Raw genomic sequence first — 23,995 nt, forward strand, 5'->3', positions numbered from 1 at the left:
AATCTTTTCCTTTCTAACTAGCAAACAAATCACTACGGCCACAATCCGTTAGGCGGCCGTCGCGTGAGAAGCCATCTCTTCGGACTCCTCTTCATCCAATGACATTTCAAGCAGCGAGTCGCTGAGGCCCGCTTTCAACTTGAGTTCCAGATACCAGCAATAAATTGTGGGAACTACGAACGTTGTGAATGGTTCGATCAGCATGCCACCGAAGACCGGCAATGCCATTGCTTTGGCGACGTCCGCTCCGCGACCTGTCGAAAGCAGAATAGGAATCAACGCGGCAATCGTTGTGACCGTGGTCATCACACAGGGGCGTATTCGTTTGAGCCCAGCTTGGTAAATCTCCTCCCGTAGGTCCTCGACATTCGTGATGGTCCGACGCTTCAGGCGGTCGTGGATGTAACTGGCCATCACGATACCGTCGTCAGCGGCCAAACCTGCCAGGGCAATGAATCCAACCCACACGGCAGTGTTCAGTTCGATATTCATGACCGCGAGGGCGATCATGCCTCCGGCGCAGGCGACGGGGATACCGGAGAATACCACCAGGGAGATCGGTAGATTGCGAAAGTGCAGGTAATGCAGCAATAAGTTAATTAGGAAGACAGCCGGAATGATCCACATCAGGCGATAGTTCGCCTCGATCTGGTTCTGGAATGAGCCCACTGCCTGTAGTTCAAAGTTGCCATCAGGAAACACCAGCGTTCCCGACTCACGGGCAACGCGTAGTGAATCCATGACCGAATCGACCGTTTCCAAATCGCCTGCGACGCCAGAAGGAGTGAACATGACGTGAGCAACCAGACGCGAATCCTCGCTATTGATCATGCCAGGTCCCCATGTAGTGGAAACCTTGGCCAGTCTTTCCAGCGGGACTACATCGTGGGATTGGGTTACGATGGGAGTCCTAGGGAGCTCTCCCATGTTCTCGCGGACTTCTCGATTGAAGCGGACTTGAATCGGGTATCGCTCCCGTCCTTCGACCGTCGTCGTAACGTCGAGACCACCTAGGCCGGCCGCGACGATCTGATTGACCATCATAGTAGTCATCCCGTAGCGGGCAGCTTCTTCACGATCGACCTCAAACTCGTAGTAAGGTTTTCCCATGACGATGTCTGGATTGACGGTACCTGCGTTCACGAGGCGATGTTTTTTCAACTCTTCGGCAACGGCCACTGATGCTTCCGACAGCCCTTCTAGGGAGTCTCCGTAGACACGAACTGCCATTGATGCCTTGATACCGGACTGCAACATGACGATACGGCCTTCGATCGGCTGCAGTGGTGAGGCAGGCGTAACGCCTGGAAGGGTAGCGGCCTCATTAATTTGATCCCAGATGTCGCGCTCCGTAATGCCTTTACGCCATTGATCATGTGGTTTCAGCATGACGTAGGTTTCAATCATCGCGGCAGGGGCTGGATCGAGTGCCGATTCAACGCGACCAATCTTTCCCATCACGTGGGCAACTTCTGGAATCTCTTTGATCAGGACATCTTGCGATTGCAGAATCTCCATGACCTGATTAAATCCGGCAGCAGGATATAAGCTGGGCATGTAGAACCAACTTCCCTCGTCCAAGGCAATCCAGTCATCGGACTTGAGGCCTTGGAAGGTATGCTTCGCATCGACGTATCCGGGAACCTCATTGAGATCCGCTCCGACGAGTGATACTAATTTCTCAAAGGGGCGAAGTACGGTCGGCAGGCCAATCCAGGCACCAAGTCCCAGGATGAAAATCACCAGCGGAAAAAGCAGCATGATTCCCTTATGATGAAGGGCCATACGCAAACGTCCGGCGTACAGAAATCGCACAAATTGGCTGGCAGGGTTGTCTTCCATGGGCCGAAGTTGTTCACGGCTCATCCACCAGCCAATCGCTGCGCCAACCAGGCCAAGGCCGACCGTGGCGAGAGTACTCGGTACACCAAGGAGTTCAGCCAAGTGCTCACCCCATAGAAGTTGACCGAGAAGCATGCTGATACCGGCCAATCCTATCGCAGCTGTCATAGACCGCCAGGTGAGCCTTGGAGCATTGTGCAAAAAGATTCGGGCAAGTACCGGAACGACCGTCACGGCGACAATCAAGCTGGCCGCCAAAGCAAACGTTTTCGTCCAGGCCAGTGGAGCGAACAGCTTGTAGTCTCTGCCAGTTAGAAAGAAGACGGGCAGAAAGCTCACGATCGTCGTACTGACGGCCGTGAGAACTGCTGGTATGACTTCGCTTGCCGACTGTTGGATGACACGTAGTCGCTGAGGAGGTCCGCCTGGTGCTCCCTTCGCTTCCCATTCGGCAAGGGCATCGTAGATGTTTTCCAAGACGATAATCCCCATGTCGACCATCGTGCCGATCGCAATCGCAATTCCCGCAAGCGACATGATATTCGCATCGACATGAAACCACTTCATAGCCGCGAAGGACATGAGTACCGCCATCGGCAAGGTAATCGCAATGATCAGACTCGACCGAACGTTGAGCAGGAAAAGAACCACCACGGCAATCGTGATGAGAATTTCGTGACTCAATGCGTCGGTGAGCGTAGCAACTGTTTCATTAATCAGTTGCGTACGATCGTAGATGCCGAGGATTTTGATTCCGCCCAGTTCGCTTTCCAGGGAAGCGATCTTCGATTTGATGCGCTGAATCACTTCGCGAGGATTCTCGCCGTAACGCATGACGACGACGCCGCCCACGGTCTCACGACCATTCAAGTCGATAGCACCTCGCCGAAAGGAAGGGCCTACTTGGACTTGAGCGAGATCACGAACGCGGACCGGTATCCCGTCGCGAGTCTGAACAACGGTATTCTCGATTTGCTCAATCGTTTCCGGCTCAGTCTTGCCGGCACCGATGAATCCTCGCCCGCGGACAATGAACTCCATCCCGGACGTCTCGACCGTCTTCGCACCGACATCAATATTCGAAGCCTTCACGGCGTCGATGACGAGGTTCAAGGGAATGTCGTGGAAACGCAGTTGGTCGGGATTAACTTCGACCTGGTACTGCTTGAGGTAGCCACCGATCGAGGCAACTTCCGCGACACCATCGACCGACTGCAACGCATACTTCAGGAAGAAATCTTGCTTGGAACGTAGCTCGGCCAGGTCCATTTTAGGCGGACCTTCCAGCACGTAGTAGTAGATTTGCCCTAATGCGGTCGCGTCCGGGCCGAGGCTGGGAGTCACTCCTTCGGGTAACTGATTGCCAATGGCGGTAAGCTGTTCGGCGACACGAGATCGAGCCCAGTAAAAATCGACGCTATCGTCGAAGGTTACTTGGACAAAGCTAAAGCCAAACATGCTTTTTCCGCGGACACTTTTCGATCCTGGCACGGCTTGAAGCCCGATCGATAGCGGATAGGTAATTTGGTCTTCGATGTCCTTGGGGGACCGGCCTGGCCATTCGGTTAGAACAATGACCTGGTTCTCGCCAACATTGGGAATCGCATCCAAGGGGACCTTGTAGGTGCAGTACCAACCGAAGGCGGCCAGGGACACCGCGGTCAGCAAAACGAGTAGTCGTTCTTTCAGGCAGAATTGAAGGAAACGTTGGATCATCGGACGACCTCCACGGGCTGGATCACAGGGGTCGCAATCGATGGAGTTGTTGGCCCATCACTTTCAACAGGAACGGCTACCGTCTTAGGTGGTAGTTCAGGAACAAGTGGAATCTCTTGAATGGGGCCGATCGGGGGCAAGTCAGGTGTGTTCTCTGGTTGAGGCCCACTATCTTTATTGTCGAGGACTGCAAGATACTTCTCAGGCTCTTTCATCAGTGAACCGCGACATCCCTCGCAGCATAGGAACACCGTGCGGCCGTTTACTTCTGCCTTAGGGGGAGTGCCCATCGAGCCCAAGGCCATCTCGGTAACCGGGCAAATCTGCTGGGCAGTGGCTAACGGTTTGTCTTCAAGAGGCAACTTCTCGAGAGCAGCCAGCATCTCAGGTGACTCTTCATCGACTTTGGGAGCGACATACTTATCCGGGTTGATCAGGGAAGGGTTCCCTGCAAGCTGCATCTGAGAATCGATCAAGAAGTTGCCTTTGATGGCTACCTTCTCGCCAGGGTTGATCCCGTCATGGATCGCAATTTGGCCTCCACTTTGATGACCTAAGACGACTCGCCGAATCTCAAATCGCCCTGGCTCTGTTTCCACATAGGCGACGCTATTCTTGCCAGCCATCAAGACCGCACTTCGAGGCACGGATACGGATTGGGTTTGCTCTTGCGGCTGGTCAGCAAATCCAAATTGGGTTGCATGGACGAGGTCGAGATTGCTGATGGGGCACTTGCCAGGCTGGTCGAAGATTTGATTCGGAAACCGTGGGCTTATCCACTTGTTGGCTAACTGCTGATCGTATCTGCGCAACTGTGGACCGGCTGCTGCGGGAATGCGAAGAAAAGCTGTCGCGAAATCGCCAACTTTGAGAAGACCTTCTACATTCGGCAGAGCGACACGAACGCCGATGGTCCGCGTGCGTTCGTCGACGTTCGGATCAATAAATGCAACTCTGCCCGTGAACTTCTTTCCTGGATGTGATTGAACCTCGGCTTCGACCTTCTCACCGTATCCGATGCAGGCAGCGTCTTCGGGAAAGAGTTCGAGCATAAGCCATACCGTGGAAAGGTCCGCCAGTTGGTAGATCGGATCGCTGGTCTTCACATACTGACCTTCGACCGCCATTTTTTGGATCACGGTCCCACTCATGGGTGAATTGAGATGAAGGCGACTATCCGCTTTGCCTTGGGATTCCAGTTCAATGATCTGTGCCTCAGTCATCCCTCGTTCCAACAACTGCTGCCTTGCGTTCTGGAGCAGGTTGCGGTTCGCCTGAGCGACACTTGGGAGCACGCCAGGAGATGCATGATCGACGGACTTTTGGGCCAAAAGGTACTCAACCTGTGCCGAGTAAAGATCTGGGGAATACAACATTGCCAGAGGCTCGCCTTTCTTCACGAAAACCCCGGTAAAGTCTGCATAGAGGTGGTCGAGTCTTCCCCCAACATATGCCGTAATGGTCTTGAGTGAAGCTTCGTCGTACTGCAGCTTGCCGACAGCACGTACCTTCCTCACCATGGGCTCTAAAGTGGCTTCCGCTGTCTGGATGTTGGCGATTCTACGAGCTGCCGAACCAATCTGAATCGACTGAGAATCGCCGTTAGAACCACCTGAGGACGCGACTACGAGTTCCATCGCACAAACCGGGCAACGACCAGGTTGAGATGATGGGGGCGTGCACATCATCGGGCAAATATATTCAGCGTTTGACGCTGCTACCGCAGAGCCAGGACCTCCATGTCCACCTCCGCTAGACAGCAGTCCTAGTTTTTGCATGGCACCTAGACCCGCGAATAGCAATGTGCCGCATACAAGAAACACCAGCGGCTTAAGGACAAACCCTAGCCACCACCAACGTTCCGGCACCGCTTGAGCTTGCGTGGGCCTGGTGTCCGAATGATCGACCTGCTCGGGGGTATCGCTCATCAGAATGGACCTGTAAATGAAGGACATACGCACCAATAGCGCAGCACGCCATATGTGCCAACACGCTATGGAAGCAATGAAACATGTTTTAGAGCGAGAATGCAGCCTGCTTTGAAATGTCAAAGAATGACGTTTAACGCAAACTCACCCTGAACGTTGAAAGAAACATATGCTTTGCTTGGTAAAGAAGCTTCGCCAGATGCTTTTCAGAGTGTAAAGCGACAGAGAGTCGAGCAGCGATCGACAGAAACAGCTTGAATTGCAGCCAGTTGAAGCCGCAGTCCCTGAAGGGGAAATTTGATTTGGGTAACAGTGTCAATTGGGTTAACGGTGAAGGCCCAGCTTACGATGTCTGCCCGTGCGTCAGAGTCACGTGTTGGTATAGCCGGACTTTCCACCGGAGTCGCATGACCGCAGGGGCAAGCGATTCCACACGAGCACTCTACCGCGTTTGTATTGCTCGCATGACAACAGTTTCCATGCGTCTTAGAAGCGGAACCTTGGCAACAGCAGGTCTTTCCTTGCCGTTGTTCCAGGCAGCACTGACATCCATTGGATTCGCCACATCCCAAAGTCGTTGCTGCCATGCACGCCTGACCGCCAGCAAAGATACTTTGCAGTGGAAGAATAAGGATCAAAGTCCAGATCCCAACTCGGCCAGCAATGTCAGCGGCAAAAGGCACTTTGGAATTCACCATTCGTTCAGGTTGGTGTTACGAGGCTTCGACATCTCGTACCCAATATCTTGAAAGCCGGCAAAGTCTTCTTAACCGGAATACTTTCGCATCATCCCGATCGACGATGGGGACGTCAAGACTGAATCCTCGCCCAAGTTTGGCAAATATCGCGTAACCTGTTGGATCGTTGGAATTTGTTATGAGGATTGTAGCTGCGTTGACGATAAGAACATTGGACCGTGCCAATTAAACATCAACCCTCCCGGTTTCACTTCAACCGGCAATTGTTCTCTGTTCTTGAGTAATACGTATGTTGGCACAGCGTTTGGCACTTTGTGGTCTCCCTGCAACTGCACTCTTCTTTGTGGGGTGTGTCTCCCCCGACGCTCCTCTGGCTGCTCCACCATTTCAAGAAGCCGTCTCACAGGTAACGCCTCAGGACCCTTATGAGTTGGTTGCCACGACGATTCAACCAGTAGACTTCCAGGAAGAGCTGAGTGATCTGCCATCGATTCCTGGTACGCCCTCCACAAGCTTGACGCTCTTGCAACTGGAACAGACTGCCTTACAGCAGAATCCGCGTCTACTCAAGCTTTCGCAGGATTACCAAGCTGCACTCGCCAAGTCTCAGTACGCCGATAAGTTGCCTGATCCGCGGTTTGGTGCGAATGTTTTCGGCAATGCTATCGAGACCGCTGCCGGATCACAACGAGCCAACATGACCTTCAGCCAGGCAATCCCATGGCTGAGTCGTTTGAATGCGGACCAGCAGCGAGTCATCTTCGAGGCGTATGCCATTCACTCGGAGCTTGAAGCCGAACGACTGCGAGTTGTGGCCCAGATTAGAACCGGGTGGTACCGCTTATACGTAGTCGATCGACAGATTGAGATCGCCAAGGCGAATCAGGAACTACTCGAGTCGCTGATTCAACTTGCGAACGCACGGATCGCAACCGGGGCCGCTTCTCAAGGGGATGTCTTGCTAGGTACCGTCGAGTTATCGCAGCTTGAAGAGCGATTGTTGATGTATCGTCGTCAGCGTCAGGGCATCGAGGTCGAGATAAACCGCTTGGTTGCACGACGACCCGATGAACCGATTTCCGGACAGCATCAGTTGGATGTCTCGTTGCCTCGGCAGAGCATCCAAGAGATCTCCCTGCTGGCCCAGGGAAATCAGCCTGAATTGGAAGCGGCAAGACTCCGCACTCAGGCAACTCGCTGGGGCATTGAAGTAGCCCGATTAATGCGACGGCCAGAGTTTATGATCTCAGCCAGCTATTTTCCCACCGACGATAACCGACCACCGAGCACGATCGTCGATGTTGGACAAGATCCGTGGGCGCTAGGGGCGCAAATGAGCATTCCGATCTGGCACCAGAAGTACGATGCCATGGAGAACGAAGCGAAGTGGAAGCATCAAGCAGCCCATGCATCCGTGGAAGAGCTTTCCGATCGCTACGATGCGCTAGTCGTCGATCTTTACGCCGAAGCGAACCGAGCCCAAGAAACTGCGAACCTGTATCAGACAACGATCTTACCGCAAGCACGCCAAACGTTGGCTGCCGATCAGGAAGCATACTCCAATGGAAGCGTCGATTTCGATCGCGTTATCCGCGACTATCGCAATCTGTTAACTCTTGAGCTAGGGCTTCACCAGGCCAAAGGCGACCTGGCAATCGCGATCGCTAAGTTGCAGCAGGTCGCAGGTAACGATCTCACTCCGTAATCTTTAGTGCGAAGTGATCTGGCTTGACCACGATGGGACTTAGCTTAATGCCCCATCTTCATCATGGGTGCTTTTTGATAAGTCCCCGGGGTACCGAATCGTTGGACGATCTCTTCAAAGATTGCCCCCTTGGGTACGTCATCGGTTTCCATGACCTGTTGGTAAAGATCGTCCGGTAGGACACGCAGCAAGGTCATGAGGCCGTGAACCGACTTGGGCCAAGTGGCACGCATGCCTTGGACTTCGCGACGTGACCAGATGGCCTTCATGAACTTCTCGGACATCTGCATTCCCTGCATCCCTTGCGGGTAGCCTGGGGTGGCGAAGCCCTCGGAATGCTTCATGTCGACCGGAGGGCGTTGGTCCAGATTTGTCATGTAGGCATCCACGTTTGCGCCTTCACGAATCCGCGGCCCGACTTGTTCGACCATGTGATTCATCATGTGATGGACCATATGACAGTGGAACATCCAGTCGCCGGGATTGTTGGCAATGAACTCAAATTCGGCGGCTTGTGCGACTCCGACGAGTTCCGTGTTGCGAGGAATCCAAGCCGATTTAGGCGTTCGTGCCCCTTCTCGGCCGGTCAGCCAAAACGTATGTCCGTGCAAGTGGATCGGGTGATGCTGCATCGGTGAAAAGTCAAGCAGACGGATACGTACCCGCTCGCCATGCTTGACGACCAGCGGCGTCGTGAAGGGACCACTACGACCGTTGATCGTGTGCCAACTCCAGTCCATTGCCCACGAGTTGCTGATGGTCTGATTGGCCTTGATGTGGAAGTTCTGGAAGATCAAACCAAAGTCACGATCGACCGGAGGATCGAACACCTTTTTGGGATGAACGATGAACCAGCCCACCATGCCGAATGCTTCCTGCATAGCGACATGGGAGTGGTAGAAGAATGTCCCTGCCTCGTGAATATCGAACTCGTAGACATAGCTCTTGCCAGGCATGATGGGGTTCTGTGTCAACGTCATCGAGCCATCTTGCTGGACGGGCAGTTCAAAGCCGTGCCAGTGTACCGTTGTTGGCTCAGGCAGTTCGTTATGGACGATGATCCGAACGCGGTCTCCCTGGGTTACCTCGATCGTCGGGCCAGGCATCGAACCGTTGTAGCCCCACACATCCATTTCATAGCCCGGCAGGAACTCACGGCGAACATTTTGGGCGACCAACTCGAACTGCTTGGCTCCATCTTTCATGACGTAGGGAAGCTTTTCCAGGTCCGGGGCGACAAACGGAGCCGGTCCTTCCTCAGTTGACCGGAACCCAGGAACCAGCTTGCCGAGATAATAGTCGCTGTCAGGATCATTGCCGCGGCTTGGCTTGAAGCGTGAGAAGCCATCGTACTGATCACGGACGGTTCCTTCCTTTGTGTTACTAGCTGCAGGAGGCGTCGCGATGGGACCGGCTTGAGGTACGGCTGCCTCTTCAGGATCCACCTGTTCCTGCGCGGAAAGTGTCTTCCCGGCGGCCAACGAGGCGGCAGCCAGCATGCCAGACTTGATGAAGTGTCGACGGGGTGAGGTCTCGCGTTCCATGATCGAACGATTCCTGAAAGATGTGGGTTAGCGAGGATTCGGGGTCGCATCCAAGTGGCCAGGCGGTATTGCCCCGGGGGCGGGATTCAAGCCGCCGTGCAGGAGGAAACCGTTGATCAAAACTTCACTGGTACGACGGGCGAGTAGCTGGTCGGTATACTCGATTCGGCGAAGTGTGTAGTCTCGATAGGAATGCAGCACATGGGGCCAGGCGAGGCGATCTTCTTTGTAGCTTTGCAACGATGTAGCATACGCTTGCTTGAGCTGAGGTAAAATCATTTCCTCGTAGGTCAGCACATGCTGGGCGGCACTCAGGTACGTCTCGTACTGCATGGCCAGACGCATCTTGAGGTCCATTTCCGTCCGGCGTATTTCCTTCTGCTGCCGAATGTAATCGGCTTGAGCCTGACGATACGTTCCCTGATTACGATCATAGATGGGAAGTTCCATCCGAACGCTCAAAGCTCCGGTCGTGTCATTCGCCTCGAAGTTGCGTCCGACGCCACCCCCAACAATCACATCGGGTACCCATTCCACGCTCTCGCGATTGATCGTGATCTGGTCTTCCCGAAGTTTGGAATGCGCGGCGAGAATCTCAGGGCTTTGGCTCAGCACTCGCTGCGCGACGGTATCGTAGTCGATGAGATCGCTCGCAGCATGCAAATCGCCTGACAGGGGCAAGAAGGCGAGTTCCATACCCACGAGCGAACTTAGCTGGAGGAACTCTCGACGAATGCGGTTTTCGGCCTGAAGGACGGATAGCTGCTGTCGCCGCAATTCCGAATTGGCTCGATGAAGATCGACTTGATTGGCCTGCCCGGCATTGAACATTTCCCGCGTAGTCGCCAAATCGTCTTCGGCCGTCTTTAGCAGTTCTTTTTGGAGGTCGAGAATCTGCTGAGCCGCGAGCGTTTGATAGTAGTGAATGCGAACGTCGTTGCAAACGCGAAACTGCTGGGCGACCGCCAGGTGCTCGGCAACCTTAGCCCGCTGAAGGTACTTGTCACGGCTTAACTGAAGTTTGCCGGCTGTCACGAATCGTTGTTCAAGTTCAGCACCCTGCCATTCGCCGGCGGTGCCTTCGACACCGATGTTCTCGGCGATGTAAGCGATCATGGGATTGGGGTAGAGGCCAGCTTGTTGCGCTTTGGCCAATTGTCCTGTGATCTGATACTGGGCCTGCAATATTGTCGGATTGCTACGAGCCGCGAGTTCCAGCATTCCATTGAGCGTATGAACCTCTGCGGCGTTGCTTTGGCCGATGGCCAAGCCATCCCAACGTGTGCCTGGGGCCGCGGTGTCGAGCCCGATATCGTTGGGTTCGGTCAATAGTTGCTCGATCTTCTGTTTGGCTGTCGGGGCAAGTTCCTGTCCCGATGCTGAGGATGCCAGCAGGCAGATCGCCGTAGCCACTTGAGCGAGCGTTTTTAGAAATAAGTTACCATCCATGATCGATCCGCCTGGTGGCAAATTGAAAATCTAACATAGCGAGTAATGATAGGTTCGACACGCGATGACGAAGATCGACAGTATCATCAAGAAAATGCCTCAATTGGCAGCAAGCGGTTGGCAAAGTTTAACGGGCACTGTGCGTATAGGGAGCGGCAGAACTGCAACGTTTTTCGGATTCTGGTAAGCTGCTACCACAAACTTGGCATATACTTATGTCCGTGAGAAAGCAGCCAAAGAGCGTAAGTCCCTGCTTCTCAAGAACCAAGTTTCTATGCTGCCTGCCGAAATAGGCAGTTTTCCTGACGGCTTGCTAGCTGCCAGCTTTTGGCCCAAACGCGAACCAGATTCCGATCGCAGCCGATGCCAGGACGACTCCCAGGACGAATGCTCCCCAGAAGCCAAGGCCAAGTCTTTCTGAGAACGCCAGTGGCACGAAGAACGGTAAACCTAGTGGGACGAGGATCAGTGTTTCGCGGGCCAGTTTCGAGATCGTGGATAATTCGTGATCTTTCCACCAGACCGACACGAAGGCCACAATGCTGACGATTGGAAGTGTCAGCAGGAGTGCTCCGAGTCGGGGGAAGCGGTCGGCGATTTGTGAGACGACTGCGACGACTAAGCCAGCGATGATGGCGCGTAAGATCATGGGCAAGGCTTTTCTTATAAGCAAAAAGAAAGGCCCACAGCGGTGAGGGCTGTGGACCTGTTTTCCTTTGTCAGATTTACTCAACCGCAATCGGAACGTCATACGTTACCGAGTCGCCTTCGGCCGGAACGATGCGGAAGCGGATGGCGACTTCCTTAGGGATGCGAATTACTTCAAGGCGAAGCCTGTTCCATTCCGCCGTTATGATTGCGAGACTAAGTCAGAACACTTCCATGAAAAGGGCTTCTAAGGACTATGAGATGCCGAAGTAGCAGGACCAACTATTGGACGCAGTTTTGGTTCAAGCTGTGACAGTTCGTCAGTGCCGATAACCCGTTCCTTCACTTGGCCGTCTACCAAGATCAGAAACGTCGGATATTGAGAAATGTCGTATTTCTCAGCCAGAAACGTATTTCGCTCGACGTCTACTTCACGAAAGCGGACCTTGTCCTTAAGTTGATTGGCAAGTTCCCTAATGTGAGGTTTCGCTTTTGTACATTCGGGGCACCACCTGGTGCTCATGATGACCACCACTGGATTGGGATGCCCCAAGACATCATGAGCAAACGTTTCGTCAGTAGTTTGGACGAATGTGGGGACCTCGGCCCTTTCATCATCGTTCGTCGATGTTCTGTCTATATCGTGACCACATCCCGCGATGACAACGATAAGTATCATGCTCCAACAGCCAATGCTGCATTGGTAGACGGAGTGATCAAATATCGGAATAGGGAGTTTCATGGAGGATACTCGAAAGCGTCAGTCGACAGCTGGCTGCTCTAGGCGACAGCCAACCGCCGTAGCTGACGAGCGGAAGACAACCTGCAAAGCATTGACCTCCGCATACGACGACATCTTAGTAATCAGAGTCTTACTTAAGATCGTCTGGTGTGGGTGGGTCCTCTCCGTTCTTGGCCTTATAGCGGGCGGCAAACTTGTCGAATAATTCCGGCGAACAGATGAAGCACTGGGACGCAGGGCGATTGTGATCCTCGCACCAATCTCCCTTTTCTTTGAACTCGGAAATTAGCTTCGTATCACACTGGGCACAGATTTCTTCAGGGACACCGTGCTCACCGCACCACCATTCACCATGAACATGGCCGTGCTCGTCACCGTGCTCATGTTCATCGCCGCGTTCATCCCCATGGTCGTCGTGAGCTACTTCCGAGTGCTCGTCGGTATCTCCCATGGCTGATTCACTAGTACCACAACCTGTGAACGCAAGAGTGGCGATCGCAATTAGGCCAACTGCCAAACTCGAAAAACCAAACATCCACTTCATTAGATTCTCCTTTTCAGACCTTGATGACTGAATTCTAGTTAAACCGAGACAGTCTCGGGCACTTGCCCAGAACCAGGCTGTGTCGGTTGTTCAGGTTCAAACTCTCCATGATCCTCGTCCCCATCTCCGTCCGAACTCAATTTCTCGGCAGGAAGATTGAAGACCACATAGAGAACACGCAGGACCAACAGACTCATGATCATGGCGCTACAAACGCCGCCGATCACGACTGTTGCCAAAGGACGCTGGACTTCAGCTCCCATTCCTGTACTGAAAGCCATTGGAACAAAACCTAAACTGGCGACCAGCGTTGTCATCAGGATGGGACGCAAACGAGTCATCGCCGCTTCTTCTACGGCCTCGTCCAAACTTCTTCCACGTCGACGGAGTTGGCGAATGGTCGATACGAGGAGCATATCGTCCAGCACGGCTACGCCTGAAAGGGCGATGAAGCCGACTGCCGCCGAGATGGAAAATGGCATATCACGAATCCACAAGGCGATTACGCCGCCGACCCAGGCAAACGGAACGCCGGTGAAAACACGCAAGGAATCGATCCAGTTCCGGTAGGTCATGTAGAGCAGTGCAAAAATCATCAGCAGCGCAATAGGCACCACGATCATAAGACGCTTTTGAGCACGCTGAAGATTCTCGAATTGCCCGCCCCACTCGACACGATAGCGGCCAGGTGGCAGTGCAACTTGCTCGGCAACGGCCTGCCGTGCTTCGGCAACAAAACTACCCATATCACGACCCCGGACGTTGGACTCAATGGTGATCCTCCGCTGATACCACTCCCGCTTGATCGTATTTGGCTCTTCGACCCTCTCTACGGATGCCAGCCGCGAGAGCGGAATACGCTGCCCGGTGGAAGTGGCAACCAGAATATCCGAGATTGCCGTAGGATCAGCTCGTGCTTTTTCCGGGAGACGAATGATTAACGGAAATCGCAATTGTCCCTCATAAACTTCTCCCACGTGGTGACTTCCTAGCGAGCGAACCAGGTTCATGACATGACTGGCCGGAACACCATATCTGGCGATTTGATCCTGCTTGATCTTGATTTCCAGGACCGGTTGCCCGGTTACCTGTTCCACTTTGACATCTGAGGCACCATCGATTGTCTTCAAAACCTGCTCGATTTCAGCGGCTTTGCTGACCATCAGATCGAGGTCGTCGCCGTAAAGGATGGCGGCAACATCGGCTCGAACGCCTGAGATCATCTCGTTCATCCGCATTTCAATTGGCTGCGACATGGCCAGACGCGGACCTGGTAGGTCCCGCAGTTCTTCCTGAACGAGAATCGTTAGTTCTTCCTGCGTCTCGGCCCGATTCCACTCCTTGCGGGGGTGTAACGTGATGAAAAGGTCAGTCAGCTCCGTTCCCATAGGGTCGGTCGCGACCTCAGCCGTACCGACACGACTCCAGACGTGAGCGATCTCATCGGGAAACTTTTCCAGCAGGAGTTTTTCCATTTGCGTGTTGTAACGGATTGATTCTTCCAGGTCGGTTCCGGCGAGTCGGACGACGTTGAGCGTAATGGCCCCTTCCGACAGTCGCGGCACAAACTCCGAACCTAAGTTGGGGGCAATCAGCCCGAACACCGCCACAAAAATGCAAACGGCCGATCCAATCACGACAAACTTGTTGTGCATCGTGAATCGCAGGACAGGTGCGTAAAGCCGTTTAAGCCACCGTATGAGAAGCGGTTCTTTCTCTTTGATGTTGAGAGGAAGTAAAAAGCTCGCCAGTACTGGCATTAGTGTCAGTGACAAAATCATCGAGCCGGCTAAGGCCATAATGACGGTCATCGCCATTGGGCGGAAAAGCTTCCCTTCGACGCCTTCGAGCGTCAGGATCGGAAGGTAGACAATCATGATGATCAGTTCGCCAAACATGGTTGGCTTACGAACTTCGATCGCTGCATCGCGGATAATCTCCAGGCGGCTTCGCCCCTGATTGTCGTGGGATAAGTGCCGGACGCAGTTTTCAATCATCACGACCGAACTATCGACCACCAGGCCGAAGTCGATAGCGCCGAGGCTGAGCAGACTGGCGGCAATTCCGACCTGAAGCATTCCTGAGAACGCGAAGAGCATCGAAAGGGGGATCGCTAACGCAACGATGAACCCTGCCCGCAGATTGCCCAGGAATATGAACAACACAGCGACCACCAGCAGACCACCCTCGAATAGGTTCTTCTGGACAGTGTGAATGACGTGGTCGACTAGTTCTGTCCGATCGTAGACCGTTTTGATAGTCACCCCGGCTGGGAGTGTGCTGCGAACCTGTTCGAGCTTACTTTTCAAAGCCCAGGTGACCTGATGGCTGTTCTCGCCCATGAGCATGAAGCCCAAGCCAAGCACGGCCTCCCCTTGGCCATCGGCGGTGACGGTACCGCGACGAATCTCGTTGCCGATTTTTACTTCCGCAACGTCATTGACCTGAATGGGGACACCATCTTTTGCCTTGATGACGATGTTTTTGATCTGGTCAATGTTGACCGTCCGGCCGATCCCATGCACCAACAGCATTTCACTGCCATCAGTGATCGTACCACCCCCTACGTTCTCGTTATTGGCACGAATGGCATCCGCGACTTCTTCATAGGTTAGGCCGTGCTTGAGAAGTTGATCGGGATCGAGACGAACTTGATACTGTTTTTCGTAGCCGCCCCAACTGTTTACCTCGGCGACGCCGGGGACGGATCGCAACTGCGGTTTTACGACCCAGTCGTGGAGCGTGCGTAGCTCGGTCAGTCGGTCAACACGTTCCTGGTCACCTACCTTAGAAAAATCGACTCCTTCGTAGGTCAGCACATAGTGAAAGACTTCCCCCAGACCAGTCGAAACAGGACCCATTTGGGGACGGCTAATGCCTACCGGCAGTTCGACCGTACTCAATCGCTCGTTAATCAATTGCCGAGCGAAATAGATGTCGACACCATCTTCAAACGTTACCACTACCTGGGAAAGCCCAAACTTCGAAATCGAACGCATCACCGTTAGGCCTGGCAGACCGCTGATGCTTTGCTCGACTGGAAACGTAATCTGTTTTTCGACTTCTTCCGAAGAAAGCGCAGGAGCCGTTGTATTGATTTGAACCTGGACCGGTGTAGTATCCGGAAAAGCATCAATATCAAGTTGCTGCAGCGCAAAGACACCGCCTACGGCTAACACGAACGTGATGATAATAATCAACGCTCGGTGCCTTAATGAAAAATCAATTAACCCGTTAAGCATCCATTCTCCCCTTTATTCTTCTACACAGCAGCCAGCACCCAAACCGTTTTTCAGCAGTTGGGCTCGTAACACATCGCTGCCGGTCGTTGCGATCACTTCGCCCGGCAAAACTCCAGCGACCACTTCCGTGAAGCCGTTGTGCGATGCTCCCAGGCGTACGGATCGAACATGAAAGACTTTGGGGCTATCGGGGCTATCAAAATAGTGCTTGTCTCGTACGAATACGATTCGGCAGCAGCCTTCCCAGTGAGCTGACTCAGAAGGAATCGCGATCGCGGTAGGTTCCTCACGCAAAATGATCTCGCCGGTGCCATACGTTTTGTCCCGCAGTCGACCATCTGGATTAGGAAGTACGGCTCTGATCTTAACCATGCGAGTCTGAGCGTCGGCCCCCGTACTGATCCAGTCAACACGGCCTAATACTTCGCGGGAACTTCCATCGGCATGAAAGCGAACTGGCTGACCCGTCTTCACGTTTTCCAGATCCTCCAAAGGAATATCCAGCATTAGCCACATTTGGCTCGTATCGGCCACGCGGAAAAGGGCACGGTGCGTATCGACGACTTCTCCTTGAGTTACATTTCGCTCGACAACCACCCCGGAAATCGAGGACCGTACCGGGAAAAGATTGGCGGTCGAAACTTGTACTTTCACACGCGATCGAAGTGACTGCGGAATCCCTAAGAAGCGAAGCTGCTCGAATGCCTCACGTTCGGATAACTGAGCCAAGGATTGAATGTCGACGGAGAGCCCCAGGTTTTCCAACGATTGGACAATACTCAAGACTTCCGCTTCGGCCTTAGCCAAGTCCGCGTCCGCTTCCAGGAGGCGAACACCTGCGACGGCTTCCTTGGCGATATTCAGTCGCTTGACGTTCTGGCGTTGGAGCGATTGTTCTGCCAGTACCCGGATAAGGCTGGTTTTCAGTGCCCCGACTTGGTCCGCCTCGACCAAGGCCAGAACGTCACCTTCTTGTACCACATCGCCGACGTTTTTCTCGACGCGCCAGACACTCCCAGACGTACGCGAAGCGAAGCTGGCGGTACGCGTTGGGTCATAGAGAATCTCTCCACTTCCGGAGACCGATTGTTCAATGGGACGACGTTCCACTAATTCGACGTCAACGCCTGCCTGGGCAGCGGCATCAACCGAAGCGAACTGAATTCGCTTGGCGTAGGTGGTGCAGCCACTGTTATTCACTTTGGAGACCGGCATGGTCATCGCCAATTCGGCTCGGGCACGATCCTCAGTCGAAATGGTTGGAGGATCGCTCAGTTGTGCCAACTCGGGATGATCGAGAACGCAGTTGTGAACGCCATGCTTCGAGCACCAGCCGAAGTCTGGCGTCTTCAGCATGAGCGACTCGTTGCACTCGACACATATTGATTCTGGTACCCCGTGTTCATCACACCAGTCTGCGACAACCGGTTCGGATTGGCCCGTTAGTGCGGCGAATTTCGGCATCTTCCAATCGGTATGGTGACCAAAGGTAAAGATGCCTGCGAAGGCCGACAGCACCAAGAACGGACCAATACTCCCCAGGGCGAATGCAACAGCTCGTTGTAGGAGAGATCGGGATTGCGTTTGAGTAGCGGAACTGGAAGCACCGAGGTGCTCTTGCTTGCTTCCAGCACTTTGATGTGGAGTATCGATTACGGATTGGCTCATATACAGAACTCCCGCAAAGTAGACATTGATGACTTAAGAACTTCGGCGGACGGAATTACTATGCCTAACGAAGCAATTACGGTTTAAGCTGAAGAATGCTGCCCGCAGAATTCCGACCTGGAAGCACGACGGTTGAGAGCAGGTGCTTATATGAGAAGAGATGCAAAAGTTAGGCGCAGGGAACGACCGGGAGTAATACCTGCCGAACGAGTACTCGCCATGGAATCGATAGGAGTTCGATTCTCAGAAATCTGCCATCGATCTTGGCACGGAAGATAGGCTTCCCAAACCGAAAAAGACATTTCATCGAGATCGACCTTAATCTCGACAATTGCGGATTGGCTGCAAAAACAGTCACAGTCTGGGCAGGAGTGCGGAGGGCTATTCGCTGGTGCAGCAGGTTCTGAAGTACATTGACCACAGCACAAATCGTGATGAATTCCAGACTCTTGATCTTCACCCATTAATGTATGCATCGGTGAGCATCCCTGCACATCGCAAAAAAGCGGGCAGAAAATGACGCGAAGCGTGATTAAAAGAGTGATGAAGTGGCTCATGCCAAATGTTGGTTTGGAAAAAACGAGTAAAACTGCACGATTGAATATTAAGCGACTTAGTGTCCCTTTTCAAGGCAAGTTGCTCGGGAGGGCATGGCTTTTCATGTCGATCAGAGCGAAATCCCTTCGTAGCCCGAGGTTTACGGTTATGCGCGGAAAGTTCATCTACTCTCCTTTGATCGGACAAATTCAAGCAAGACTTGAAGCTCTAACTGATGGCATCAACCGATATGACCTTCGATGCGCGAAGGCGACGGATTGCTAATTCGGTACCCAACACAGCCAAATCTTGTGTGACCAGAACCTTTTGTTTCAAAAAGATCGGAGAGTTGGCTCTTTGGATTCAGTTGTCCCTGCACCTTATCGCTTGAGTGGACTTGCTCGTACGATTTCGTCGGCAACAGTTGTAATGGCAAATGCTTGGCATGACTACCTGTTGCCAACGAATACCCTATTGCTTATCTCACTCTGCAGGTTCCTTCATGAATTTTCCAGCCCAAGAGGAATTATCCGACAGGCGAAAGAGGTCTCTGCGTCACGCGAGATGGCTCGAAATTGGAACTATTTTCTACAACGTAACCGAGGCAGGAATTTCTGTGACGGCGGGCTTGCTTAGCGGTAGTCCTGCTTTGGTTAGCTTTGGGTTTGATGCTGCCGTGGAGGCGATTTCCGCAAGCGTGCTTTTTTGGCGGCTAGTGAGTGAAGAAAGCGGCGTTGCGCAATCGGTGCTTAGCAGACGAACAAAGGTCACATTATATGTGCTATCGCTCGTCTTTCTACTGCTAGGTGGTTTTATTCTATACGAGTCGATAGAAAAGCTCGCATCGCAAAAGCAACCAGACTTCAGTCTTGTCGGCGTCGTCATCCTGTGCCTTTCTTTAATCGTAAATCCAATGCTTTCCTTCCGTAAACGCCGAGTGGGAAAAAAACTCGATAGCCACGAACTGATCATGGACTCTCGTGAACAGTTGATCTGTCTTTACATGACGGTGGTGGTACTGGCTGGTCTCCTGCTCAATAAGTACTTGGGATGGTGGTGGGCCGACCCGATCGCAGCGTTGCTTATCGTGCCTTACGTATTAATTCAGGCTTGGAAGGCATTCCGTAAGGCCCAGAACGCAGGCCATTAGCCCTCGCTATCCGATTGACCAAACAAAAGGTTCACATGATGAATGGCAAGTCGCTGTTTTCAGTATTCATCGAAGCTGTGTGTTGGTACTTTTTCTTCTGATTCGGGTTAGACACGATTCAAAAATCAAGAAAACCATGGTATTCATCCTTGGTGTTTTTAATTCGATTTTATCTGGTATTTGTCGCATGCCCTTGGGAGCGAGAAACTGCAGCGTGGAATCGAGTACTCGATTGAATATCACGGTGGTTCGAAATGCAATTTTCGCTAAAGTTGAAGGATTTCTTTCACGTTGGCGAGATAAGATGTCGATAATTTTGATGCGGATAGGACTTGTATCGATTCTAACGGGATTTTGACCATGGCCAAGCGAGTGGCAGCATGCCTTGCAGTGATAGCGGTGGTGGTTCACTGCGTCATTGGCTGCTGTACTCGTTGCGTGAACGCATGTGAAGCCGCCCAGTTGGACGAAATCCATGTCTGTTGCGTTTGCCATGATTACGACGCATGGAAAGTAGAAGGCGATTTATGTTGCCAGCCGGCAACGAATTCTCCCACGGCAAGTGAATCCACCGAGCAGGGCGAACATGCTTGCCTCGGATGTGGCAAGCACAAGTGTCCATTCATCTTGAGTGAGTCACCGGCTAGTGGGTTGACCGAAACCCTTCTTTCACCGGTGTGTCTTATCTGGTGTGATGCGTCATTCGAGCCTAGGGAGAGTGTGCCTACGCCCAACCAGTGCAGTTTCCTCGGCTTATCGCTTCCACACTCCCAGGCTAAACTGCGCCTCCATCTTTGTCTGGCCGTGCTCACTCTATAAGCTGGCCCCGCTGATTTGATCACCGCAGATTGCGTTTGACTCTCAGCCTTCTCAGTCGAATTACAACTAAACGCCACGTCATAGTTGCTGTATCCAATCCATATCGCACGGCGACAGGGTATCTATTTGACCGGACACCTATGAAATCCGGTTGGCACCCACGTCCAAGAAATCGTAGCCAATTCATTTGAAAGGAATCGAAATGAAAACCATCATCCATGTATGCCTGGCCATTGCTTGCCTTCTCACCATCCACGCTGGAACCAGCTTTGGACAAGCCGCCCAGGGGAATCTCAGCACTACACTGCAACAATCCCAACAGGCCGGAAAGTTTACGTTCATCGTTTTCTACAGAGATAACTCTCCGCAGACACAGAAGATGTTACAGGCTGTACAGCAAACTGTGGCAAATCGAGGTCAGCAAATGACGATGGGCGTAGCGAGTGTTTCGTCCCCTGACGGCCAAGCAATGGCAGAACAGTTCAACGTCACCCGAGCCCCTATGCCGATTACCGTTGCCGTCGCTCCAAACGGGGCCGTTACAGGATTATTCCCCAGGCAAGTTGCCAAAGCCAATCTCGATGCGGCCGTCGTATCTCCCGTGATGATGGAATGCATGAAACAGTTGCAGGATCAAAAGCTTGTGTTTGTTTGTCTAACTCAGTCTGAGCAAGCTGCGGTTCCAGCGGGAGTACGGGCCCTAGAACTCGACCCTCAATTCAAGGATCGCATGGCACTAGTCGCGTTGAATGTTCAAAACACGGCTGAAGCGAGACTGATGCAGCAAATCAAGGTCGATGCAAATCAGGTTCAAGGACCTTACGCAGCCCTAATTGCGCCGCCTGGCGTATTGGTAGGCCACTTCAACGGAACATCGTCGGCCGAGCAGATTGCTGCTGCAATCCACAAGGCTGGCCAGTGCTGTGAAGACCCAAACTGCAAGCATGCTGCTTCAGCACAAGCTTCACAGTCGACCCCCACACGCCGCTAATCTCACAAGATAAGGAAAGACGATGAACCTTCGTTCTTTAATTTGGCAGGAGTTGAAATCGCGTCCGGCAGCGGTCGCTTTCAGTAGCCTGACCATACTATTAGGAGTCGCTGCCTTGGTGGCGATCCGACACGTCACGGTCTATTCTGAAGAGGCCGTGGCGAATCAACTGACAAACCTGGGAGCCAATATCCTCGTGCTTCCCAAGGAGGCAACTCTTCAGGATTACTATGCTGCCGATCAAAACGGCGGCGCAATACCCGAAGAGTACGTGGCGGAAATCTTTCTCGCAGGCTTGTCCGGTGTAGAACAGGTATCCCCGAGACTGAACGTCTCGACCGAGCTTCGTGGGCATTCGGTCGCCATTACCGGAATTCTTCCTCAGTCCGAGGTCGAAACGCTTGCCTCTTGGCAAGCAACGACCTCGTTTATGAACCCGACTGCGACCGGCTGTTGCCTCAAGGCTAACGTTGCGACAACGGACGATTTGAAGTCTCCCGAGGCTTTGGTCAAATATCGAGCGATCCAAAACCTCGACAAACATGCGATCGTGCTTGGGGCGGACATCGCCGAGAAGCTGAACTGCAAGGTAGACGATCGACTGAAGCTAATCGACGAAACCTTTACTGTGATCGGTGTTCTACCTGTCACAGGCACAGTGGATGATGGCCGAATCTTCGCCCACCTTCACTCAATCCAGCGAATCTGGAAGAAGGATTCGACATGCAATGCGATCGAAATTGTTGGCTGCTGTGAGGACGCAGCCGGTAGCCTAGTACCGCAACTTCGTGAGCTTCTGCCGGAGGCCAAGGTTGTGACGATTTCTCAGGTTGTTGAAACCCAAGTAGGTGTCAACCAATTGATGGCCAAAACGTCATGGATTGTACTGGCGGTATTAATTGTCGTCGGAGGAGTCGGTTTGGCAGGAGCCATTGCCGCGAACGTGCGGGAACGCCGTCGCGAGATTGGCACACTCATGGCACTGGGAGCCACGCCGAGCTACATCCAAAAGCTATTTCTCGGAAAGGCACTTCTTTTGGGCCTGGGAGCGGGAACGATTGGTTGTCTGATTGGTGTCATCGCTGCCGTGATCGCCGGTCCCGTCTGGGCGGGCGTATCGATTTCGCCTTTGCTGGGTACGTCGTTGCTTTCCGTTTTGGTGGCCACTCTGGTCGCATTAATGGCCGCCTGGTTGCCTGCGCAGAAAGCGGCCCATCTCGATCCATGCCTTTGTTTCCGGGAGGTTTAACCCATGATTCAACTTGAAACGATCAGCAAGGAGTATACGCGAAGCGGCCAGACATTGACGGCGTTTCGTTGCGATACTGTGAAAATTGAAAATGGCGACTACGTGGCCATTGTCGGACCTAGCGGGAGTGGAAAGACCACGCTGCTTTCGATGCTCGGAGGTATGCTCTCACCGACGACTGGCCGTGTGCTTATCGACGATGTCTCGCTGTACGAGCAATCGGCTGCGGGCCGCTCGGCAATGCGTGGTCAGAAAATGGGCTTTGTGTTCCAAAGCTTCAATCTGATTCCGTACCTATCCGCACTTCAGAATGTTCAGATGCCTCTTAGTTTTTCTGGGATGGCTGCCGACCTCCAACAGCAACGAGCCACGGAATTGCTGACCCACCTAGGATTGGAGGAACGACTTCACCACAAGCCTTCGGAGCTGAGCGTTGGCCAGCAACAACGTGTGGCATTGGCGAGGACTTTGGTGAACGATCCCCAAATTATCTTGGCGGATGAGCCGACTGGAAACCTTGATCCGATTAGCCGTGAGGTCGTCCTTAAGACATTTGATGAGTGTCATCAACAAGGGCGAACGTTGGTGGTGGTAACCCACGACCCCAGCGTTGCCCAACGGGCAACGCGTCGTTTGACGTTAGTCGATGGTACCTTGGCAGAAAATAGTGACGCGTGGTCAACGCCCTCGCGTCAAGTTTCTGCCGCATGACGCTACGCCATCCTCAGTACCGTGGAGGAGTAGGGTCCTAGATGACCTTACTTCGTTCACGGTTGGAGAAAACGGTTGACGTGGGCAGTCAGTGCTCGCAGATCTCCACCATAGCAGAACAAACGATCCACCTGACAAAACTCCTGATAGTTACGCGCCGTGTTTGCGGCGTGGGCAGAGTAAAGCCAAAGGCCGCCGTGGAAACCATGCATCCTAAGCTTAAGAGAAACGAGAAACCCAGATTCATCTGGCATTTCGGCATTGATGATAATCAGGCCAGGATTGCGCTGACGCCAAGCAGGAACGACTGCCTCCGTCGAACTTGCGCGAAGGATGGAAATCTCACGGTTTGTAAGCTCGCCGCGAATCGTTGCGAATACTTCATCGCGAAACTCGACAACGAGAATCGCGAGAGGAATTGGTACCGATGTATTAGATTGTCGAACATTTCGTTTCGTCGCGCCCAAGTTACGGTGGTGCAGAAACGAAAAGTGAGTATAGGGAAACATGAAATCTCTCGCGTAAATCCAATGATGATCGCATGGCAATCCATTTGGACAACCAAGCAGTTAACGAAAACAAGGGAACACAAATTCCACTCGTTTAGGTCAAAAATCGCGAGAGAGAGATGCAACGATCGAGTGCATCGAGGGCCGTGAAATGGCAGGTATCAAAATCAATCCCACGGGGGCAGGCCAAGCGTCCGTTCACTGAATGCCAAACATGGTGACCTTGGAAGATATTTGGGGAAATCTCGTGCTGTATACGAACAACCGGCGACGACATTCGTGATTGACACTCACAGTTGCATC

15 protein-coding genes are annotated in these 23,995 nt (G+C 52.9%); 5 read left to right on the forward strand and 10 right to left on the reverse strand.

Going from position 1 to position 23,995, the window contains the following annotated elements:
• Positions 1–48: 48 nt before the first annotated feature.
• Positions 49–3,558: an efflux RND transporter permease subunit gene (locus tag HOV93_RS16075; protein WP_207397545.1), complete on the reverse strand. Its 3,510-nt coding sequence runs from the start codon at positions 3,556–3,558 to the stop codon at positions 49–51.
• Positions 3,555–5,486, reverse strand: coding sequence for an efflux RND transporter periplasmic adaptor subunit (locus HOV93_RS16080; protein ID WP_207397546.1), 1,932 nt, complete (start codon positions 5,484–5,486; stop codon positions 3,555–3,557). The genes HOV93_RS16075 and HOV93_RS16080 overlap by 4 nt, the downstream gene beginning before the upstream one ends.
• Positions 5,487–6,473: 987 nt before the next feature.
• On the opposite strand from HOV93_RS16080, the gene HOV93_RS16085 reads away from it, so the two are divergent.
• Positions 6,474–7,889, forward strand: coding sequence for a TolC family protein (locus tag HOV93_RS16085; RefSeq protein WP_207397547.1), 1,416 nt, complete (start codon positions 6,474–6,476; stop codon positions 7,887–7,889).
• A 44-nt stretch (positions 7,890–7,933) separates the two neighbouring features.
• On the opposite strand, the gene HOV93_RS16090 is transcribed toward HOV93_RS16085, so the two are convergent.
• From HOV93_RS16090 to HOV93_RS16120, 7 genes are all read right to left on the reverse strand, one after another.
• On the reverse strand, positions 7,934–9,433 hold the full coding sequence (locus HOV93_RS16090) for a copper oxidase (protein WP_207397548.1): 1,500 nt from the start codon (positions 9,431–9,433) through the stop codon (positions 7,934–7,936).
• A gap of 27 nt (positions 9,434–9,460) precedes the next feature.
• Positions 9,461–10,882, reverse strand: coding sequence for a TolC family protein (locus HOV93_RS16095; protein WP_207397549.1), 1,422 nt, complete (start codon positions 10,880–10,882; stop codon positions 9,461–9,463).
• A gap of 313 nt (positions 10,883–11,195) precedes the next feature.
• Positions 11,196–11,531, reverse strand: a complete 336-nt coding sequence (locus HOV93_RS16100) for a hypothetical protein (protein WP_207397550.1) — start codon at positions 11,529–11,531, stop codon at positions 11,196–11,198.
• 246 nt (positions 11,532–11,777) lie between these two features.
• Positions 11,778–12,272, reverse strand: coding sequence for a thioredoxin family protein (locus HOV93_RS16105; RefSeq protein ID WP_207397551.1), 495 nt, complete (start codon positions 12,270–12,272; stop codon positions 11,778–11,780).
• A gap of 130 nt (positions 12,273–12,402) precedes the next feature.
• Positions 12,403–12,816 (reverse strand): RND transporter, encoded by a 414-nt coding sequence (locus HOV93_RS16110; RefSeq protein WP_207397552.1) that lies wholly within the window; start codon positions 12,814–12,816, stop codon positions 12,403–12,405.
• Between the two features lie 38 nt (positions 12,817–12,854).
• Positions 12,855–16,058 carry an efflux RND transporter permease subunit gene (locus HOV93_RS16115; RefSeq protein ID WP_207397553.1) on the reverse strand — a complete coding sequence of 1,068 codons (3,204 nt, stop codon included), beginning with the start codon at positions 16,056–16,058 and terminating at the stop codon, positions 12,855–12,857.
• 12 nt (positions 16,059–16,070) lie between these two features.
• The gene (locus tag HOV93_RS16120; protein ID WP_207397554.1) at positions 16,071–17,726 is read right to left on the reverse strand and encodes an efflux RND transporter periplasmic adaptor subunit; all 1,656 of its coding nucleotides are present in this window, start codon (positions 17,724–17,726) and stop codon (positions 16,071–16,073) included.
• 1,039 nt (positions 17,727–18,765) lie between these two features.
• Between HOV93_RS16120 and HOV93_RS16125 the strand changes: the two genes are divergently transcribed.
• The 4 genes from HOV93_RS16125 (at position 18,766) to HOV93_RS16140 (ending at position 23,183) form a co-directional block, all read left to right on the forward strand.
• Complete coding sequence (locus tag HOV93_RS16125; protein ID WP_207397555.1) at positions 18,766–19,413, forward strand: cation diffusion facilitator family transporter; 648 nt, start codon at positions 18,766–18,768, stop codon at positions 19,411–19,413.
• Between the two features lie 1,021 nt (positions 19,414–20,434).
• Positions 20,435–21,223, forward strand: a complete 789-nt coding sequence (locus HOV93_RS16130; RefSeq protein ID WP_207397556.1) for a hypothetical protein — start codon at positions 20,435–20,437, stop codon at positions 21,221–21,223.
• Positions 21,224–21,245: 22 nt separating this feature from the next.
• Positions 21,246–22,472, forward strand: coding sequence for an ABC transporter permease (locus HOV93_RS16135; RefSeq protein ID WP_207397557.1), 1,227 nt, complete (start codon positions 21,246–21,248; stop codon positions 22,470–22,472).
• Between the two features lie 3 nt (positions 22,473–22,475).
• A complete protein-coding gene (locus tag HOV93_RS16140) occupies positions 22,476–23,183 on the forward strand; it encodes an ABC transporter ATP-binding protein (protein ID WP_207397558.1) in 708 nt (235 codons plus the stop codon).
• A gap of 56 nt (positions 23,184–23,239) precedes the next feature.
• Here HOV93_RS16140 and HOV93_RS16145 read toward each other — a convergent pair whose 3' ends face one another.
• The gene (locus HOV93_RS16145) at positions 23,240–23,692 is read right to left on the reverse strand and encodes a hypothetical protein (protein ID WP_207397559.1); all 453 of its coding nucleotides are present in this window, start codon (positions 23,690–23,692) and stop codon (positions 23,240–23,242) included.
• Positions 23,693–23,995: the final 303 nt, after the last annotated feature.

It is taken from the genome of Bremerella alba (assembly GCF_013618625.1).
Taxonomy (GTDB): domain Bacteria; phylum Planctomycetota; class Planctomycetia; order Pirellulales; family Pirellulaceae; genus Bremerella; species Bremerella alba.

What these genes read in the sequence shown, in the direction of transcription:
- HOV93_RS16075 (WP_207397545.1), bottom strand. Translation starts at nt 3,558, where the DNA reads ATGATCCAACGTTTCCTTCAATTCTGCCTGAAAGAACGACTACTCGTT.
- HOV93_RS16080 (WP_207397546.1), bottom strand. Translation starts at nt 5,486, where the DNA reads ATGAGCGATACCCCCGAGCAGGTCGATCATTCGGACACCAGGCCCACG.
- HOV93_RS16085 (WP_207397547.1), top strand. Translation starts at nt 6,474, where the DNA reads ATGTTGGCACAGCGTTTGGCACTTTGTGGTCTCCCTGCAACTGCACTC.
- HOV93_RS16090 (WP_207397548.1), bottom strand. Translation starts at nt 9,433, where the DNA reads ATGGAACGCGAGACCTCACCCCGTCGACACTTCATCAAGTCTGGCATG.
- HOV93_RS16095 (WP_207397549.1), bottom strand. Translation starts at nt 10,882, where the DNA reads ATGGATGGTAACTTATTTCTAAAAACGCTCGCTCAAGTGGCTACGGCG.
- HOV93_RS16100 (WP_207397550.1), bottom strand. Translation starts at nt 11,531, where the DNA reads ATGATCTTACGCGCCATCATCGCTGGCTTAGTCGTCGCAGTCGTCTCA.
- HOV93_RS16105 (WP_207397551.1), bottom strand. Translation starts at nt 12,272, where the DNA reads ATGAAACTCCCTATTCCGATATTTGATCACTCCGTCTACCAATGCAGC.
- HOV93_RS16110 (WP_207397552.1), bottom strand. Translation starts at nt 12,816, where the DNA reads ATGAAGTGGATGTTTGGTTTTTCGAGTTTGGCAGTTGGCCTAATTGCG.
- HOV93_RS16115 (WP_207397553.1), bottom strand. Translation starts at nt 16,058, where the DNA reads ATGCTTAACGGGTTAATTGATTTTTCATTAAGGCACCGAGCGTTGATT.
- HOV93_RS16120 (WP_207397554.1), bottom strand. Translation starts at nt 17,726, where the DNA reads ATGAGCCAATCCGTAATCGATACTCCACATCAAAGTGCTGGAAGCAAG.
- HOV93_RS16125 (WP_207397555.1), top strand. Translation starts at nt 18,766, where the DNA reads ATGAATTTTCCAGCCCAAGAGGAATTATCCGACAGGCGAAAGAGGTCT.
- HOV93_RS16130 (WP_207397556.1), top strand. Translation starts at nt 20,435, where the DNA reads ATGAAAACCATCATCCATGTATGCCTGGCCATTGCTTGCCTTCTCACC.
- HOV93_RS16135 (WP_207397557.1), top strand. Translation starts at nt 21,246, where the DNA reads ATGAACCTTCGTTCTTTAATTTGGCAGGAGTTGAAATCGCGTCCGGCA.
- HOV93_RS16140 (WP_207397558.1), top strand. Translation starts at nt 22,476, where the DNA reads ATGATTCAACTTGAAACGATCAGCAAGGAGTATACGCGAAGCGGCCAG.
- HOV93_RS16145 (WP_207397559.1), bottom strand. Translation starts at nt 23,692, where the DNA reads ATGTTTCCCTATACTCACTTTTCGTTTCTGCACCACCGTAACTTGGGC.